The organism is Micromonospora sp. URMC 107 (assembly GCF_051386315.1).
Taxonomy (GTDB): Bacteria; Actinomycetota; Actinomycetes; order Mycobacteriales; family Micromonosporaceae; genus Micromonospora.
This window is the reverse complement of record NZ_JBPQTK010000035.1, coordinates 1-17,479: the sequence shown is the minus strand read 5'-3', so window position 1 is coordinate 17,479 and position 17,479 is coordinate 1. Positions and strand designations below refer to the sequence as shown.

Here is a 17,479-nt window from a genome sequence, read left to right as displayed (position 1 = left end):
CGGGAGGCGGTAGACATGGCGCATGGCGTACCCCCGACAGCCGCTCTTCGCGCCGCACGGCGCGGTGGCGACGAGCCAGCCGCTGGCCGCGGCGGCCGGCCTGGCCGTGCTGCGACGCGGCGGCAACGCCGTCGACGCGGCCCTGGCCACCGCGATCACCCTGACCGTGGTGCAGCCCCCCTCCAACGACATCGGCGGCGACCTCTTCGCGATCGTCTGGGACGGCGAGCGGCTGCACGGCCTCAACGCCTCCGGCCGGTCCCCGGCGGCCCTGACCCGCGAGCTGGTGCTCGCCGCGACCGGGGGGAGCGGCGCGGCTCCGGTCGACGCCCTGGGCGGCGCGCAGCGGGCGGGGGCGGCGATGCCCGCCCGGGGCTGGCTGCCGGTGACCGTGCCCGGCGCGCCGGCCGGCTGGCGCGACCTGCACGACCGGTTCGGCTCGCTGCCCTTCGCGGATCTCTTCGCCGACGCGATCGGCTACGCCGAGCACGGTCACCCGGTCTCCCCGGGCGTGGCGGGGATCTGGTCCCGGGCGCTCGCCGCGCCCGGCCCGACCGGCGCGGAGTTCGCCGAGTTCGACCGGCTGTTCGCGTCCGGCGGCCGGGCGCCCCGGGCCGGGGAGCGGTGGCGCAACCCCGACGCGGCGAAGACCCTGCGGCTGATCGCCGACACCGGGGCGGAGGACTTCTACCGGGGCTCGATCGCGGCGGCGCTGGCCGCGTACGCGGCCCGCACCGGCGGCCTCCTCACCGGCGACGACCTGGCCCGGCACACCTCGACCTGGGTGACTCCGGTGGCCGCCCCCTACCGGGGCCACGAGGTCTGGGAGCTGCCGCCCAACGGGCAGGGCCTGGCGGCGCTGCTGGCGCTGCACATCCTGGACGGGGCGGACCTCGCCGGGCTGCCGCTCGCCGAGCGGCTGCACCGGCAGATCGAGGCGATGAAGCTCGGCTTCGCCGACGCGCACGCCCACGTCGCCGACCCGGAGCGGGTGCCGGTGCCGACGGAGGCGCTGCTCTCGCCGGAGTACGCGGCGGCCCGCCGCGCGCTGATCACCGAGCGGGCCGGGGAGCCGACCGCCGGCGACCCCGAGCGCGGCGGCACGGTCTACCTCTGCACCGCCGACGCCGACGGCATGATGGTCAGCCTGATCCAGTCGACCTACCTGGCCTTCGGCTCCCGCGTGGTGCTGCCCGGGCACGGCTTCGCCCTGCAGAACCGAGGGCTCGGGTTCCGCCTCGACCCCGCCCATCCCAACGCGGTGGGGCCGGGAAAGCGGCCCTACCACACCATCATTCCCGGCTTCCTCACCCGCGACGGGCGGCCCGTGGGCCCGTTCGGGGTGATGGGCGGGCACATGCAGCCGCAGGGGCACGTGCAGCTGATCTCGGCGACCCTGGACGGCGGGCTCGACCCGCAGGCGGCGCTGGACGCGCCGCGTTGGTACTGGCACGCCGGCCGGTCGGTGCTGGTCGAGCCGGAGCTGGTCGCCACCGCCGAGGGGCGGGCCGCGGTCGCCGAGCTTCGGGCCCGGGGCCACGAGATCGCCATCGCGGAGGAGCCGGCGGTCTTCGGGCACGGGCAGGCGATCTGGCGGCTGCCGGACGGCGGTTACGTCGTCGGCTCGGAGCCCCGGGTGGGCGGTGGCATGGGCGGCTGGTGACCGGGGCACCGGCCCGGCCGAGTGCCACACCCCCGGCGATGCGGGCGGTCGTCGTCGGCCCGGTCCTCAGGCCTCCACCCGGTCGCGGAAGGTGCTCCGGTAGGCGTGCGGGGTGGCGCCGACCCGGCGGGCGAAGTGGTGCCGCAGGGCCGCCGAGTCGCCGAAGCCGGCCCGGTCGGCGACGGCCTCGACGCTGAGCCCGGTCTCCTCCAGCAGCCGTCGGGCCAGCAGCACCCGCTGGTTGGTCAGCCAGTCGTGCGGGGTGGTGCCGGTCTCGGCGCGGAACCGCCGGGCGAACGTGCGCGGGGACATCTCCGCCCGGGCGGCCAGCTCGTCGACGGTGACCGGGCGGTCCAGGTGCCCGATCAGCCACTCCAGCACCGGCTCCAGGGTCGGCGCCTCGGGGGTCTTGGGGATTGGCGCCTCCACGTACTGCGCCTGCCCGCCGTCGCGGTGCGGGGGGACGACCATCCGGCGGGCCAGCCGGGTGGCCGTCGCCGAGCCGTGCTCCTGGCGGATCAGGTGCAGGCAGGCGTCGATGCCGGCCGCCGTGCCGGCGCTGGTGAGCAGCCTGTCGTCCTGCACGTAGAGCGAGTTGCACCGGACCCTGGCGGTCGGATGGCGGCGTTGCAGCTCGTCGACGTACCGCCAGTGGGTGGTGCAGTCCCGGCCGTCGAGCAGGCCGGCCTCGCCCAGCACGAACGCGCCGGAGCAGACGCTGAACACGTACGCCCCACGGTCGGCGGCCCGGCGCAGCGCGGCGAGCACCGTGGCCGGCACGACGGTGCCGTGGTGGTGGGCCGGGACGGCGACCAGGTCGGCCTCCTCGAGCGGGCCGAGGTCGGTGTGCGGGGTCAGGTGGAAGCCCGACGAGGTGCGGACCGGGGCCCCGTCGGGGCTGCACACGTGGAAGCGGTAGTCGGGGAACCCGTCGGCGGTGCGGTCGGTACCGAAGACCTCGGCGAGGACCCCGAGTTCGAACGTGGCGACCTGGTCCAGAGCGAGGACGGCGACCGATCTGAGCATGTGACGAGGGTAACCGCGCGGGTGGCAGGAAATCGAGGGGGCGTGGCATTCCTGCCACTGTCCGAGTGGTGGCGTTCGACGGAAACTGGTTCCAGTCCGGTGCGCACCGGCGGCGAAAACGACAGCAACCATGCGAAAGCGAGCGCCGCCATGGAGATCCTGCTCTTCCTTTTCTTCTTCGTCGTCCTCGCCCTGGCCTCGGCCGTCGGCCTCACCGCCGACACCCGGGACTCGGCCGACTGGAAGCCGTCCGACGACGGTCGCCGCTGGCGGTCGCGTGTCTGCTGAGGTGGATCGCGGCCTTCGTGCCCTTCGTCCGGGGTGGGACCGCGCCCAAAAGGGGCGGCCCCGCCGACGGAGGCCATCCGGCGTACGGCAGGCTAGGAGCCATGGCTGACGGCTCCTGGTACGACGCCGACATCGACCACGTGATCATCTCCGAGGCGCAGATCCGCGAGAAGACCGCGGAACTCGCCAAGCAGGTCTCGGCGGACTACGCCGACGTCGATGACGGGCTCCTGCTGGTCTGCGTCCTCAAGGGCGCGGTGATGTTCATGGCCGACTTCGCCCGGGCGCTGGGTCGCAGCGGGCCGCCCGCCGAGCTGGAGTTCATGGCCGTCTCCTCCTACGGCCAGGGCACCACCTCCTCCGGGGTGGTCCGCATCCTCAAGGACCTGGACCGGGACATCGCCGGACGGCACGTGGTCGTGGTCGAGGACATCGTCGACTCCGGCCTGACCCTCTCCTGGCTGCTGCGCTACCTGGAGTCCCGCTCGGCCGCGAGCGTCGAGGTGGTCGCGCTGTTCCGCAAGCCCGACGCGGTCAAGGTGCCGGTCCCGGTGAAGTACGTCGGCTTCGACATCCCGACCGAGTTCGTCGTCGGCTACGGCCTCGACTTCGGCGAGCGCTACCGCGAGCTGCCCTACGTCGGCGTGCTCAAGCCCGAGGTGTACGCCCGGACCTGAGCCGCCTCGCCCCTGGCCTGAGCCCTTCTCGCATCGGCGCCCATCGAGCGGACGTTCAGCGGGTTCTCAGCGAACCGGACTACGGTGGAGGCCGGTGGCGTGGAGGCACCCTCCATGCCCGACCCCCTCGAACCGCGGAAACCGGCGGTCGGGAGGGCGGGCGCGGAGCTCCCGTCACGTCGGTTGGACCCGGTTCGCCCTACGCGTAATTTGTTGGCTCGCAGGCGGTTCCGCGCACGCGCGATGTTCGGATCGTGCGCGATCGCGGGGCTCGCAAGCTCGCTCGCTGCGCGCACAGCTGTTCTCCTTGTGCGCGACTGCGGGGCTCGCAAGCTCACTCCTCGCGTGCACGGTGTACCGTCGAATGACCGCGGCGCGGCAGTTTCGCGCCTCGGGGTCGAGCCGGCCCGCACGGCGGCTCGAGCCGCCGCCGCAGGCGGCGACACCATCAGACGGTCAGGACGTCGATCAGGAGGATGCGGGCGCCTCGGCGCTCGACAACAGCATGGAACGTACGCGTTTCTTCCGCCGACCGGTGGTCTGGATCATCCTGGTCATCCTCGGCGCCGTTGTGCTCAGTCAACTTTTCACCGCTGGTCCCAGCTACCACCGGGTGGACACTTCCGTTGCGCTCGACCAGCTCAACACCGGCCAGCCCAAGATCGACAAGGTCGTCTTCCAGGACAAGGAACAGACGATCCAGCTCGACCTGGCCGAGAAGGTCAAGTTCGGCGACACCACCACCGACCGGATCGAGGCGCAGTTCCCCTACGAGGTCGGCAACGAGGTCTGGAACGAGGTCCTCGAGGCCAAGGCCAACAACCGGGTCACCGGTCCGGCCGACGCCAAGGTGTCGTCCGACAGCATCTGGGTGAGCCTGCTGGTCAACCTGCTCCCGATCGCCCTGCTGGTGCTCCTGCTGCTCTTCTTCATGTCGCAGATGCAGGGCGGCGGCTCCCGGGTGCTCAACTTCGGCAAGTCCAAGGCGAAGATGATCACCAAGGACACGCCGAAGACCACGTTCGCGGACGTGGCCGGCGCCGAGGAGGCCGTCGAGGAGCTGCACGAGATCAAGGACTTCCTGCAGAACCCGGCGAAGTACCAGGCTCTGGGCGCCAAGATCCCGAAGGGCGTGCTGCTCTTCGGCCCGCCCGGCACCGGTAAGACGCTGCTGGCCCGCGCCGTCGCCGGCGAGGCCGGGGTGCCCTTCTACTCGATCTCCGGCTCGGACTTCGTGGAGATGTTCGTCGGCGTCGGCGCCAGCCGGGTCCGCGACCTCTTCGAGCAGGCCAAGGCGAACGCCCCGGCCATCGTCTTCGTCGACGAGATCGACGCCGTCGGCCGCCACCGCGGCGCCGGCATGGGCGGCGGCCACGACGAGCGCGAGCAGACGCTCAACCAGCTGCTCGTCGAGATGGACGGCTTCGACACCAAGGGCGGGGTCATCCTGATCGCCGCCACGAACCGGCCGGACATCCTCGACCCGGCGCTGCTGCGCCCGGGCCGCTTCGACCGGCAGATCCCGGTGGACGCCCCCGACATGGAGGGCCGCAAGGCGATCCTGCGGGTGCACGCCAAGGGCAAGCCGTTCACCCCCGACGTCGACCTCGACTCGGTGGCCCGGCGCACCCCGGGCTTCAGCGGTGCCGACCTGGCCAACGTGATCAACGAGTCCGCGCTGCTCACCGCCCGCAAGGACCAGCGGGCGATCACCAACGACTCCCTGGAGGAGTCGATCGACCGGGTGATCGCCGGTCCGCAGCGCCGGACCCGCGTGATGAGCGACCAGGAGAAGAAGATCACCGCGTACCACGAGGGTGGGCACGCGCTGGTCGCCTGGGCGCTGCCGCACGCCGCGCCGGTGCACAAGGTGACGATCCTGTCCCGCGGTCGGTCGCTCGGCCACACCCTGGTCCTCCCCACCGAGGACAAGTACACCCAGACCCGCGCCGAGATGATCGACACCCTGGCGTACGCGCTGGGTGGCCGGGCCGCCGAGGAGTTGGTCTTCCACGAGCCGACCACCGGCGCCGGCAACGACATCGAGAAGGCCACCCAGTTGGCCCGCGCGATGATCACGCAGTACGGCATGAGCTCCAAGCTCGGCGCGATCAAGTACGGCACCAGCGGCGACGAGCCGTTCCTCGGCCGCAACATGGGCCACGAGCGGGACTACTCCGACGTCGTCGCCGCCGAGATCGACGGCGAGATGCGGGCGCTGATCGAGCTGGCCCACGACGAGGCCTGGGAGATCCTGGTGGAATACCGGGACGTCCTGGACAACATTGTGCTGGAGCTGATGGAGAAGGAGACCCTCTCCACCGCCGACATGGCCCGGATCTGCGCCCGGGTGGCCAAGCGGCCGCCGATGGCGCCGTACAACGGCTTCGGCAAGCGTCAGCCCTCCACGGAGCCGCCGGTGCTCACGCCGGCGGAGAAGGACGCGCTCAAGGTGCAGGCCCAGGCCGACGGCGCTCAGGCGACGGTGGGCGGCGGCACCTCGAACAACTCCAACAACTCGGACGGTACGCACTGAGCACCGACCCGACGGCCAGTTCCCGGGAGCACCGGGAGCTGGCCGTCTCCGCGACCGAGCCCGACGGCGACGACACCCTCGACTACGTCGCCGCGCGTCTGATCAGCGGCAGGCTCACCGGTCGGCCCATTGAGGAGACCATGGACCTCGGGCGGATCGAGAAGGCCGTGCGCGAGATCCTGATCGCCGTCGGGGAGGACCCGGACCGCGACGGGCTCCAGCAGACCCCGGCCCGGGTCGCCCGCGCGTACGCCGAACTCTTCGCCGGCCTCCGGGTCGACCCGGCCCAGGTGCTCAGCACCACCTTCGAGGCCAACCACGAGGAGCTGGTGCTCGTCCGGGACATCGACGTGATGAGCCTCTGCGAGCACCACCTGCTGCCGTTCCGGGGCAGCGCCCACATCGGCTACATCCCCGGTCCGGACGGCCGGATCACCGGCCTGTCCAAGCTGGCCCGGCTGGTCGAGGTCTTCGCCCGCCGGCCGCAGGTGCAGGAGCGGCTCACCTCGCAGATCGCCGACCTGCTGATGGAGCGGCTCGCGCCGCGCGGCGTGGTGGTGGTGCTCGAATGCGAGCACATGTGCATGGCGATGCGCGGCATCCAGAAGTCGGGCGCCAAGACCATCACCTCGGCCGTGCGGGGCACCCTCCAGCGTGACGCCAAGTCGCGCGCCGAGGCGATGGCGCTGATCATCCCCCGCTGACCGCGACAGACCGGCCGGCCGCCCCGCACCCGGGTCGGCCGGCCGTCGCGCGTCCGCGCCGGGGATCGCCACCGGGATCCGGACGGCGGCGTCGAGCCGACCGTCGTGCGTCGGCGCGGGCGAGGCGCAACCGCGACCCGGACGGCGGCGTCGAGCCGGCCGACGTGGGCCGGCGCGGCGAGGCTCAGCCGGCCAGCATCGCGAGCAACAGCCCCGCGCTGACCAGCACCGCCGGGACCAGGCACACCAGCGCGCCGAGCCGGGTCGTGCGCCGCGCCCGGCCGCCCTCCGGCGGCGGGAAGAGCCGCCCGACGCCGATCCAGCCCGCCGCGAACGCCACCGCCGGCATCGGCAGCCCGCAGACCAGCGCGGCCACGCTCGCCGCCCCGGTGCCGGTCGCCACGAACAACGCCAGCTGGATCACCGGCACCAGCAGCGCCAGCGGCGCGTACACCAGCAGGTTCCGCAGGTGCGGCGGCCAGCCGGCCAGGCGGGGCAGCCCACGCGCGGAGAGCGTCGCGTCCGCGGCGTCCGCCCGGCCCCGGGCGGCGCGCAGGGCGGCCAGTACCGCCGCCGGCCCGCCCGCCATCGACCGGGCCGCCTCGGTCACCTCCGGCGGCGTCGGGACCAGCGAGATCGGCGGTACGCCCCGCTCGCGCAGCCGGGCCTCCTGCGACGCCAGCCGGGTGCGTATGGCGGTCAGCTCCTCGCGGGCGGCCTGCACCGACCGGGCCTGCTCGCCGGCGGCGGTGGCCGCGTCACGGCGTATCCCGTCGAGCTGGCGGGCGGCGGCGAGGTACTCGGTCCACGCCGCGGACACCGCGTCGACGGCTCCCGCCTGCCCGGCCCCGTCGGTGCGCTCCGATGTCGGGTCGGCGCCGGAACGCTGCCGCCCCGGCGCGGCGTGCCCCGCCGTGGCCCGTGCCCCGCCGCGGGTCATACCGCCTCCCCCTCCTCGGCGAACGGGACCAGCACCGTGCCCTGCTCGCCAGGGCCGTCCCAGAGCACCGCCCGGCCGGGGCGGGGCCGCCACTGCACCTGCCGGCCGAAGACCGACGCGAGCTGTGCGCCCGGCAGGTCCACCACGGCCACGGCGGCGAGCTTGTCCACCTCGCCCTCCGGTTCCAGCAGCGCCGCGAACGACGGCACCGTCCGCCAGCGGCCCAGCAGGTGCCGGCCGGCGGGCGGTCCCTCCCGCAGCAGCGCGCGCAGCCGCTCCGGGGGCAGTTGCTCCGGCGTCGGCACGTCCAGCCCGAAGACCACGAGGTAGGCCGGCACGGGATCGTCCACGGCGGCGAGCAGGCCGGCGAGGTCCACGGTGTCCACCGGGTGCCGCCCGGCCAGCTCGGCCGCCAACGCCTCGACCACCGGCTGGCAGTCCTCGTCCGGCGCGGCGAGCACGAAGCGGGCCGTCCCCGGCTCGTGGTGCGCGGCGGTGCTGCGCGCGGCGGTGGCCAGCAGCCGGACCGCCTCCGGCCCAGGGCCGAGCACGGCCAGGTTTCGCCCCGGGGCCGGCCCGAGCGGTACCGCCACGGTCGTCCGGGGCACGTCCACCGCCCGGCCCAGCAGGGCGGCGGGGCCGGGTGCCTGCCCGGCCAGCGCGGCCCGGTGCCGGGGATCGTTGCGCAGCAGCGGGCGGGCGTAACCGGCGAAGACCACCGGTGGGGTGGACCCCTCCGGGCGGGCCGACCACAGCCGGTGCCGTAGCTCCTCCACCGTGTCGGGATGGTCCTGCGGGTCCGGGAACCGGACCATCCGCTCGTGCCCCCGGATCGCGCCCCGGGGCCCGCCGAGCCCGCCAGCGGTGTTCACCACCGCGCTGCCCACCGGCAGCCCGGCGGCCGAGTCGTTGGTCGGCTCCAGCACGGCACCTCCGCCGGGCAGCGCCACGCGCACCGGGAACTGCCCCAGCACCGAGTCCCGGTCTGTACGCGAGCCCAACCCCAGGTCGCCCTCGCCGGCCAGCACCAGGTGCACCCCGTACGCGCGCCCGGTGCGGGCCAGCGCGTCCAGCCGGGCGGCGGCGTCGGCGGCGAGCCGGTCCCGTTCGGCGAAGAGCAGCGGGAGGTTGTCGAGCACGCAGACGATCCGGGGCATGGCGCGGTGCTCCCGCAGCTCGGCGAAGCGCTGCCCGCCGGCCCGGCCGCCCGCCTCCTCGCGCCGCCGCACCTCCGCCACCAGCTCGTCGAGCAGGCTCAGCACGTACTCCCGGTCGGCGGCCATCGCGGCGGCCCGGACCTGCGGGATCCACGACCGGTCCCGCTCGGTCTGGAGGAACTCCACGAAGGACTCGGCGTCGGCGAGGTCCGCCAGGTAGAGAGCCAGCTCGTCGGGGCCGTACCGGGCGGCCAGACCGAGCAGCGCGGTGGTGAGGAAGGTGGACCGGCCCGCGCCCGACCGACCACTGACCAGCCAGTGCGGTGTCAGCTCCGTGAAACCGAGCGACACCGGGCGGCCCCCGGCGTCCCCGACGGTCGTGGTCAGCCCGCCCACCGCGCTCGCCGTCCACAGCTCCTCGCCGGCCGCCGGCAGCAGATCGGTCAGCGCCAGCCGGGAGCCCGCCTCCACCTGCGCGGCCAGTCGGCGGCACACCGCGTCGACGAGTTCGGCGGGCGGATCCGCCTCGATGAAGACCGGCGAGTTCAGCCCGCCCGGAGGATCGGCGCCCGGGCCGGCGAACGACCCGCCGGGCGGGTCGCCCAGCAGCGCGTACGCGGTGCGGACCGCCAGCGTCGTCGCCCGCGGCAGCGGCTCCCGGCCGCCCGCCGAGGGCCAGCCCGCGACGACGAGGTGCAGGCCGGCGGACCGGCCCGGCTCGGCCAGGGCCTCGATCCGGGCCAGGTCGGTCGGTCCGGCCGACTCGGGCAGAGCGGCGATCACCAGCAGCAGCGTCCGGTCGTGCCGGCGCCGCCCGCTCGTTCCCGGGGCCACCCACTGCTCGGCCTCGGTGAGCACGGCCCGCAGGCCCGCCACGTCCATCGCCGGGGGCGGCAGCAGGCCCGCGTCCGCGAGCGGCGCGAACGGCGCGAGGGCCGTGCCGGTCGCGTCCACCGCGCGGACCAGCAACGCCCCGGCCGGGGTCGCCGCGAGCAGCCGCAGGAGTACGCCCCGCAGCAGCCCCGCCACCCGGGGATCCCGGGCGTCGACGTCCACCGAGAGGTGCCCCGTGCCGAGCAGCGGCACCAACGCGGGGAACCGGGCGTCGTCCAGCGGTGCCGCCGTCCCGACCCGGACGAAGGGCGGCGGCCCCTCACCGGCCGGTGTGGTCGGTGCCGTCGTCTCCAGGGGAGCGCCCGCCCAGCCGGGGGCCAGCACCGCCGCCGCGGACCGGAGGCGGTCGGCCAGTTCGTACTGGCGACGCTGGTCGGCGGGGGCGGGCCGGGTGTCGTCGAGGACGCTGGCGGCGGCGGTCGTGGTGGCGGCGGCCCGCCTGTGCAGTGCGGCGGCGCGGTTGGTGCGTGCCTTCGGACCGGCCACCGTGTCCACCCCCTCTGCCCGAGGCTGGCAACCCCTCCCCGCGCAGAGACCGTAACCCAGTCGGGCCGACTCGTCCGGGATGCGCGGCGGCACTGCGCCGGGGATGTCGTGGATCTCACCGATGGGGAGGGGTCCGTCACGATCCGCTGGATCTGGGGCATTGGGTCTACCGCGCCCAGCCGCTAGCCTCAGGGGGTGGAATCAGTGCAGCCCCCCGCCGGTTCCCAGGTCTCCCGCGTACCGGCGCAACGGCCCCCCTCCGACCACCTGGCGCCGCCCTCGCCGGCCCCGGTGCCGGAGCGGCCACGGCGGCGGCTGCGCACCGTGCTCACCGTGGTCACCAGCGTCGTCGTGGCACTCTGCCTGGGCGGGGTGGCCGCCGGATACGTGCTCTACAACCGGGCTGCAAGCCCGGATCGTGGTTCTCCGGATGTTGCGGTCGTCAACTACCTGCAGGCCGCGCTTGTCTCGCGTGATCAGAACCGAGCGCTGCTTTTCACGTGTGATGGTCCGCTGCAGTCGATTGAGGACCTGCGAGCCCAGATTGAGCGACGCGAGCGAGAACTGGGTACGAGCTTTTCGATCAATGTCGAAAATATCGTGGTGGTCATGAACGGGGCATCGACGGCCACAGTCACGGCGATCATCCGTCGTAGTGCTTCCGTTGACGGGGTGCAACAAAGCCTCACTGACCCGTGGCGTTTCGAGGCACGGGACACAGACGGTTGGCGGGTCTGCGCCGGAGCACCAGCGAGCTGAGTCGTCATTCAATCCAGAGGAGATGCACCGGAACCTCCATCGTGGTCGGCGACTGGCCCCGCCAGGCCCAGCGGTACCAGTCCACCTCCGGTGTCACCCGGACGCAGATGTCGCCTTCCGCGCCGGAGTAGGTCTCGGTGACGGCCCGCAGGTCCCGGTGCTCGACGGAGTCCACGACGTGCACCACCCGGCGACCTGTGACGGCGTCCGACTCGAAGACCGGGGTCGGCATGCGGTGCGCCGGGGCGTCCAGGGAGACCAGGCGGACGCCCGCCTCGCGGTCCACCGACGCGTCCGGCCGCCGGGCCCCCACCGTCTCCACCCAGACCCGCTCGACCGGCACCAGCGGCGCGAAGACCTCCACCTGGTCGAATTCCGCGCGGTACCACTCGTGCTCGGGGATGACCGGCACGTAGGTCCGGCTGTTCTGCACCACCCGGTCGTCGGCGCGAAGGTCACCGCGCCAGCCGAGCCCGGGCAGGCCGACCAGCACGCGCCGCCCACGGAGCTCGACGCGGCCGGTGGCCGGCACGATCTCGATCGGTCGGGGCGGCTGGGGCGCCCAGTCCGGATGGTCGGCGAACGGGTCGGGAAACGGCTCGTTCATGACGGCGAGCGTCTCATCCCACGCCCTTGAGCGGCGCGCCGCGTGACCGCATGAACGGCACCGGATCGATGGCGCCGCGGCTGCTCCGGTCCTCGTCCTCGTGTACCTCGAAGTGCAGGTGCGGGCCGGAGGAGTTGCCGCTGCTGCCCACTTCTCCGATGACCGTGCCGGCCTCGACGAGCTGGCCGACCTTGACCCGTGGCTTGCTCACCATGTGGCAGTAGCGGGTGATGAAGCCGCCGGCGTGCAGGACGTCGACGAACCAGCCGCAGCCCCCCTTGTTCGGCCAGCCGTCGACGTTGCACGTGAGCCGGTTCCGATTGTCCGGGTCGCAGCGGGACACCAGGACGCGTCCGGTGGCGGCGACCCGGATGTCGGTGCCCTTCGGGGCGGCGATGTCGACCCCGTTGTGCCCGGGTCGGCTCGCGGTGCGGAAGCCCGAGCCGACGCCGCCGGGAATGGGAGCCGTCCAGCCCGAGGCCGCGATCTGCCCGGCGGCGGCCCGGTCGCACGCCTTCTTTCCGTCGACCAGCGCGATCCGGGCGGCCCCGCCGGCCAGCGCGTTGACGATCCGGGCGGCCATGTCCTCGTGCTTGGCGTACGCGTCCGGAAAGGCGCTGATCTGCACGGCCTGAGCGGCCCGGGTCAGCGGCATCGTCTCCCATCCGGGCACCTTGACCAGCTTTTCGTAGAACTTCCGGGCGGCGTACTCCGGCCGCATCCGCTGCGACACGCTGCCCCAGCCGGCTCGCTGCTGGAAGAGACCGACGGAGTCGTGGTCAGCGCCGATGCCTTCATTGGGTATGTTCTCGGACTCAGCGACCGTTCGGTTCGCCAGATTGAGCAGTCTCGACTCCTGCATGGCCGTCGCCACAGCAATCACCCATCCGCGGGGCGGCACCTTCATCTCCTGCCCCACCTTGATGATCCTCGCGGCGTTACGGAGCTGACGTTCGCCGTACTGAGATATCCGAGGCATGTCGCCCACCACGTTTACCTGGGAATCCTCCTTGCAATCCTGGCTGGCCAACGTCATACCGGTGCCGGAATCGCCGCCCAGTTCCGTGAGGAAGAAGGCACCGGCGCCGCCGGTGCAGCAGAGCAGGGCGAGCGTCGCCGTCAACGCGGCGGCCAGCGCGCCGAGCCGGAGCTGCCGACGGCGGGGTCGGGTCTCGTCGCTCATTCCTGCTCCCAGTCCACCGCGTCCACCAGCCACCGCCCGTCGGGCGCCACCAGTTCGAGGCGGAGTCGTCCCGTGTCGAGCGGGACCAGCACCTCGACGAAGTTCTCGGCCCGGGGCCGGAGCGTGACGTCGCCGTCCACCTGCCCGGTCGGTACCCCGGACGGATCGGCGCCGGCCAGCTTGCCGGTCAGCGCCGGGGTCGACAGGGGCCGTAAACCCTCCTGCCACCGCTCCGCCGTGATGCCCGGCTTGCCGAGCCAGGCGGCGACGAAGCGTTCGGCGGTCTGCTCCGGCGTGAGGTCGCCGGGGCGGGTGACCGGGGAGGGAGGAGCGCCCGTCGAGAACGCCCCGTCGTCACCGGCGGTCGGGGCGACCGTGGTGATCGGCTGGCTCGGGCGGTTGCTGAGCCCGGAGGTGGGATCGCCGGGACCGGACACCAGCCGCGCCGCTCCGATGACCCCGAACACGAGCACGGCGATGCCGACCGCGATGCCGATCCGGGATCGGAGCACCCGGGTGACCAGGAATTCGACCGCCCGTCGCACCGCACTCACCGAGCCTCGGTGCGGATCCGCGGAGTGGGCCGGTCAGGCTCGCGTTCCACCGACCCGGGCCGGTAGATGACGAACGACGGGTTCTCGTCCGGCACGTCCGGCTCCGTCCAGGTGGCCGGCTGCCGTCGCCGGGGTTGGGGCGCGACCGGGCGGGAGGTGCCCCGGCCTCCGGTCGGCGTCGCCTCCTCGGTGGCCTGCTCGCGGCCGTCGGGCCGCTGCCGTTCCTCCCCGCCGGTGGTGGCGGCCTGCCGTCCCTGCTGACCCGAACGCGCGTGCGCCGGATCCTCCCGCCTGGCCTCGGGCCGCAGGGTGGTCTGCTCCGCCACGACGCCACGACGCCGGCCCATCGCCGGCTCTGCCGTGCCGCCGGGTTCCGCGACGTCGAGTCGGGCGGCCGTGCGCATGTCCCGGAAGAAGCGCCGGTGCCACGATCCGGCCGAGCTGACCGCCTCGCTGCTGTCCTTGCCGCCGAGCTGGGTGATCCGTCGGTAGGGGCGCAGCAGCAGCCAGCCGACCACGCCGCAGAGCCAGACCAGCACCACCTGGAGCCAGCCGGGCAGGGTCGGCGTGCTCATGATGAGGTCGACCGCGAAGAGATAGATGGCGGCACCGGTGCCGAAGATGGCGATGTTGAAGACGGCGGCGACCACCGCGTTCGCCAACCGCCGCAGCCCCGCGCTGGCCGGGCGCATCAGGCCCACCGTGCCGAGGATCGGCGCGGCGATCACCGCCCAGCGGAAGATCAGGAAGCCCAGCAGCACCAGCAGCGAGGCGGTCAGGTCGAACATCGCGAAGAGCAGGGCGGCCAGCACCGCGATGAACCCGGCGCCCACCCGATCCATGTCCCGGACGCCCTGGAGGTACTCGTACGCCTCCGGGTCCTCTTCTTTGATCTGCTCAGCCACCTTCATCCACTGCTGCTGCTTCGCCTCGATCGTGGCCTGACGCGTCGCCGGATTGGCGCGCATCGACTGAGCCTCTCCCCAGGTCAACGACCGCGCGTCGTACAGAGCCGGGCCGTACTTTTTGGCGGTCTCGCTGTCCGCCGAACCAAGGACCCCCCGCAGCCAGTTCCGGTACAGCATGGAATCGGTAGCGGTGTCGCTGGCTCGGACGGCGGGTGGACGGTTGTCCTTACAGCGTTCCGGATTAGGGTCGATGCACCGACCTGGCGCAGGTTCCTTCACCTGTGGCCCGACCGCGTCGTGCACCACGCCCAGGGTGGTGACGAGGGTGCCGTCGGCGATGTTGGCCGACTTGACCGGCCAGGCGGCCAGGGCGGTCACTGCCACCATCACCAGCAGCGCCCAGCCCGCCGTGGTCATCGCGTTGCTCATGTCGGACTGGCGGGAGCGCCAGAGCAGGTACAGGCCGACCACGCAGAGCGTGACGATGCCGAAGACGCTGAACACCTTTTGGTAGACGGCCTTGGTCGCCTGGTCCACCAACGGGTCAGCCCAACCCCACATCGAGCGCGGGTCCCAGGCACGTTCCCGCAGCGCGTTGGAAGCGCCGATCACCGCAGTGGCGATCATGAACTCGCCGTTGGCGACAGTGGTGGTGAACTTGTAGTCCGGGTGGAGCACGGTTGAGGCGCAACCGATGTCGTATGTCGTGTAGCTGTACCCGGCGTATCCGTAGAGGCTGTATCTGCCGGTGATGCCCGTGGAGGATTCCGGTGGAGAGCTGGCGAACCAGCCGGCCAGACCGGCATCAGGCGCTCCCGGCGTTGGTGGCTCAAGGCATTCCGCCCGGGCCGCCGATACTTCCTTGAGCTTGCCGACGCAGGTGCGGAAGTCGGCCTGCCACTCCGGGGTGGTGCAGAGGTCGGCCCTCGCCTGGGCCGTCAGCGGCGCGGGGGCGGCCGCCGTGGCGCCCACGGCCGGCCAGCCGATCGTGGCGCCGGCGAGTACGCCGAGTGCGAGCAGGAACGCCGCCAACCGTGCCCGGGCCCGCGCCATGTCACGCCTCCATGTTCGGCAGGATGGCCGGCAGCACCCCGGCCGCAGCGGCGATCGCGGCGGGGGTGGTGTCGAGGTGGTCCAGCAGCCCGTCGACGTACGAGACGTCGACCCGGACCTTCTGCACCCGGCCGTCGACGTCCCGCATGACGAACTCCCGGAAGCCGAGCCGGGTCGCGCTGGTGGCGTCGGCGGTGGAGAGGGAGGCGAGGGTGGCCTCGTAGCCGTCGTTGACCGGCACCCGCAGCAGGCGAAGCGCTTCGGAGGCGATCTCCGCGTCCTCGGCGATCCGGCCGACGAAGACGGTCGAGACCAGGTTCTGCACGTCGAGGCCGAGGATGTCGCGCGGGTTCTGCGAGGCCACCAGCGCGGCGAGGTTCCACTTGCGGGAGTCGCGCGCGAGCCGGACCAGGAACGACCGCCCGGAGCGCCACCCCTCCATGAAGTGCGCCTCGTCCAGACCGACCAGCTTCCGCGACGACATCGAGCCGCCGTAGCAGCGGCGTACGGCGAGCCGGTGCGCGGTGTGCAGCATCGGCAGGGCCAGCGCCTCCTCGGCGGACCAGTATTCGCGCTCGATCTTCAGGTCGGGCAGTCGCAGCCCGGCCATGGTGATCACGGTGAGCGCGGCGTCGGCGCCGAGCAGTCCCTCCGGCGGCCGGCCGAAGAAGAGCATGGCCAGCGGCATCTCGGCGGTGTCCAGCAGCAGGTTGGCCAGTTCCTTGCCGGCGTCGTCGTCGAGCTGGCTGAGGCAGGCGACCACGTCGTCCAGGGTGGAGGTCTCCTCGGCCGGCACCTGGCGTACGGCGTGCCGGAAGAGGGTGGCGGTGGACGCCTCCCGGGCGACCTGCGGGGGCACCAGCATCATGCAGATGTCCTGCACCAGCATCCGCCGCTCGGCGCGCGCGTTGGAGACCGCGATCTCGAACTCCCGGTCACCCGAGGCCCCGGTGCCGAACTCGCTGCGCAGCGGCGTCGGAATGAGCGAGTACGGGGCCAGGGTGCCGTGCTCGGAGCCGGTCAGGTTCAGCACCCGCGCGTACGGCCGCAGTTCCGGCATGGCGCAGAGCCGGGCGAGCGGGCCGGACGGGTCGAGCAGCGTCACCTGGACCCCGCGTCGGGCCGCGAGGTAGCCGAGCGCGCCGAGCAGGGTGGACTTGCCGCCGCCCGGCTCGGCGACGAAGACGGCGAGCCCGGAGCGTTCGCGTACCTCCATCGGGAAGTGCAGGTCGAGAAAGACCGGCCGGCGGCAGGTGCCGGCGGTGCGCCCGATGAGGTCGCCGCGCCGGTCGCCGACGGTGGAGGCGGCCTGGGGGAGCGCGGCGGCGAGCAGGTTGACCGGCATCCGCCGGACGTAGCCGGTGTTGGCGATCGGCTCGCCGGGGATGAACTCGCGGGCCAGCCAGTCCTGGTTCTTCGGGTGTTGCAGCGAGATCCGCAGCTCGCGGGAGTAGAGCTGGATCAGCCGGCGGGCCCGCTCCAGGCACTCCTCGCGGTTGCGGCCACCGACGGCGATCCGGTGCCAGCCGTGCGCGCGGGCGGAGTCGACCGGGAGCCCGGTGGTCATCTCGTCGCCGATCACCAGGGCCCGCTTGGCCAGCCGCTCCAGCTCGGGCGGGGCGTCGATGCCGTGTTCCGCGTAGTCGAGCTGCTGTGAGCGGATCATCCGCAGCCGGTGCTCCAGGTTACGGAAGGAGTCGCCCGAGCCGAGGATGTCGACGCGGGTGGAGAGCTCCATCGGCCACGGCAGCCGCTCGTGGAAGTGCAGCCAGGGCTCGTGCCGCTCGGGGATCTCCAGCGGCTCCATCCGGCCGACCGCCAGCACGGCGACGTGCCGTTCCTCGCCCGTCATCCGGTTGACCAGCTTGACGGTGGAGCCGTACGGGGTGCGGTAACGCTCGACCTGCTCGGTGAGGGCGAGCAGGTCGCCGCGTTCCCACTTGCCGTCGGTGAGCGGGGAGAGCTGCCCGGGCGGCGCCATGCAGAGCGCCACCGAGCGGTAGAGCAGCCACTCCAGTTCCTGCGCGGTGACCCGCCGGCCACG

14 protein-coding genes are annotated in these 17,479 nt (G+C 73.1%); 6 read left to right on the top strand and 8 right to left on the bottom strand.

Annotated elements, in window-relative coordinates; translation table 11 throughout:
* Window positions 1-22 precede the first annotated feature (22 nt).
* Entirely contained in the window at window positions 23-1,663 is a 1,641-nt protein-coding gene (locus ACSNN9_RS11140; protein ID WP_436672944.1) for a gamma-glutamyltransferase family protein, read from the top strand.
* Between the two features lie 66 nt (window positions 1,664-1,729).
* Here the strand turns inward: ACSNN9_RS11140 and ACSNN9_RS11135 are convergent, their stop codons facing one another.
* Window positions 1,730-2,689 (bottom strand): GlxA family transcriptional regulator, encoded by a 960-nt coding sequence (locus tag ACSNN9_RS11135; protein WP_436672943.1) that lies wholly within the window; start codon window positions 2,687-2,689, stop codon window positions 1,730-1,732.
* 42 nt (window positions 2,690-2,731) lie between these two features.
* Here ACSNN9_RS11135 and ACSNN9_RS11130 point away from each other — a divergent pair, with 42 nt between their 5' ends.
* The 4 genes from ACSNN9_RS11130 to folE all read left to right on the top strand — a co-directional run bounded on the left by ACSNN9_RS11130 (window position 2,732) and on the right by folE (window position 6,894).
* Window positions 2,732-2,977 (top strand): hypothetical protein, encoded by a 246-nt coding sequence (locus tag ACSNN9_RS11130; protein WP_436672966.1) that lies wholly within the window; start codon window positions 2,732-2,734, stop codon window positions 2,975-2,977.
* Between the two features lie 101 nt (window positions 2,978-3,078).
* A complete protein-coding gene (gene hpt / locus ACSNN9_RS11125; protein WP_089003078.1) occupies window positions 3,079-3,654 on the top strand; it encodes a hypoxanthine phosphoribosyltransferase in 576 nt (191 codons plus the stop codon).
* A 505-nt stretch (window positions 3,655-4,159) separates the two neighbouring features.
* A complete protein-coding gene (gene ftsH / locus ACSNN9_RS11120; RefSeq protein ID WP_436672942.1) occupies window positions 4,160-6,190 on the top strand; it encodes an ATP-dependent zinc metalloprotease FtsH in 2,031 nt (676 codons plus the stop codon).
* Between the two features lie 38 nt (window positions 6,191-6,228).
* On the top strand, window positions 6,229-6,894 hold the full coding sequence (folE, locus tag ACSNN9_RS11115) for a GTP cyclohydrolase I FolE (RefSeq protein ID WP_101413068.1): 666 nt from the start codon (window positions 6,229-6,231) through the stop codon (window positions 6,892-6,894).
* Window positions 6,895-7,078: 184 nt separating this feature from the next.
* Here folE and ACSNN9_RS11110 read toward each other — a convergent pair whose 3' ends face one another.
* On the bottom strand, window positions 7,079-7,834 hold the full coding sequence (locus ACSNN9_RS11110) for a hypothetical protein (protein ID WP_436672940.1): 756 nt from the start codon (window positions 7,832-7,834) through the stop codon (window positions 7,079-7,081).
* The gene (locus tag ACSNN9_RS11105; protein ID WP_436672939.1) at window positions 7,831-10,380 is read right to left on the bottom strand and encodes an FtsK/SpoIIIE domain-containing protein; all 2,550 of its coding nucleotides are present in this window, start codon (window positions 10,378-10,380) and stop codon (window positions 7,831-7,833) included. The genes ACSNN9_RS11110 and ACSNN9_RS11105 overlap by 4 nt, the downstream gene beginning before the upstream one ends.
* Before the next feature lie 186 nt (window positions 10,381-10,566).
* On the opposite strand from ACSNN9_RS11105, the gene ACSNN9_RS11100 reads away from it, so the two are divergent.
* Window positions 10,567-11,130 (top strand): hypothetical protein, encoded by a 564-nt coding sequence (locus tag ACSNN9_RS11100; protein ID WP_436672938.1) that lies wholly within the window; start codon window positions 10,567-10,569, stop codon window positions 11,128-11,130.
* A gap of 4 nt (window positions 11,131-11,134) precedes the next feature.
* Here ACSNN9_RS11100 and ACSNN9_RS11095 read toward each other — a convergent pair whose 3' ends face one another.
* The 5 genes from ACSNN9_RS11095 to ACSNN9_RS11075 all read right to left on the bottom strand — a co-directional run.
* Window positions 11,135-11,737, bottom strand: a complete 603-nt coding sequence (locus ACSNN9_RS11095) for a hypothetical protein (RefSeq protein WP_436672937.1) — start codon at window positions 11,735-11,737, stop codon at window positions 11,135-11,137.
* Between the two features lie 13 nt (window positions 11,738-11,750).
* Window positions 11,751-12,920, bottom strand: coding sequence for a M23 family metallopeptidase (locus ACSNN9_RS11090; RefSeq protein WP_436672936.1), 1,170 nt, complete (start codon window positions 12,918-12,920; stop codon window positions 11,751-11,753).
* Complete coding sequence (locus tag ACSNN9_RS11085; RefSeq protein ID WP_436672935.1) at window positions 12,917-13,474, bottom strand: hypothetical protein; 558 nt, start codon at window positions 13,472-13,474, stop codon at window positions 12,917-12,919. Before ACSNN9_RS11085 ends, ACSNN9_RS11090 begins: the two co-directional genes overlap by 4 nt.
* The gene (locus ACSNN9_RS11080; RefSeq protein ID WP_436672934.1) at window positions 13,471-15,435 is read right to left on the bottom strand and encodes an MFS transporter; all 1,965 of its coding nucleotides are present in this window, start codon (window positions 15,433-15,435) and stop codon (window positions 13,471-13,473) included. Before ACSNN9_RS11080 ends, ACSNN9_RS11085 begins: the two co-directional genes overlap by 4 nt.
* A gap of 1 nt (window position 15,436) precedes the next feature.
* A partial coding sequence (locus tag ACSNN9_RS11075) for an ATP-binding protein (RefSeq protein WP_436672933.1) occupies window positions 15,437-17,479 on the bottom strand: 2,043 nt, incomplete at its 5' end.

Bases quoted from the DNA above. Each gene is read 5' to 3' on its own strand.
- ACSNN9_RS11090 (WP_436672936.1), bottom strand. From the start codon at position 12,920: ATGAGCGACGAGACCCGACCCCGCCGTCGGCAGCTCCGGCTCGGCGCG.
- ACSNN9_RS11110 (WP_436672940.1), bottom strand. From the start codon at position 7,834: ATGACCCGCGGCGGGGCACGGGCCACGGCGGGGCACGCCGCGCCGGGG.
- hpt (WP_089003078.1), top strand. From the start codon at position 3,079: ATGGCTGACGGCTCCTGGTACGACGCCGACATCGACCACGTGATCATC.
- ftsH (WP_436672942.1), top strand. From the start codon at position 4,160: ATGGAACGTACGCGTTTCTTCCGCCGACCGGTGGTCTGGATCATCCTG.
- ACSNN9_RS11080 (WP_436672934.1), bottom strand. From the start codon at position 15,435: ATGGCGCGGGCCCGGGCACGGTTGGCGGCGTTCCTGCTCGCACTCGGC.
- ACSNN9_RS11135 (WP_436672943.1), bottom strand. From the start codon at position 2,689: ATGCTCAGATCGGTCGCCGTCCTCGCTCTGGACCAGGTCGCCACGTTC.
- ACSNN9_RS11140 (WP_436672944.1), top strand. From the start codon at position 23: ATGGCGTACCCCCGACAGCCGCTCTTCGCGCCGCACGGCGCGGTGGCG.
- ACSNN9_RS11095 (WP_436672937.1), bottom strand. From the start codon at position 11,737: ATGAACGAGCCGTTTCCCGACCCGTTCGCCGACCATCCGGACTGGGCG.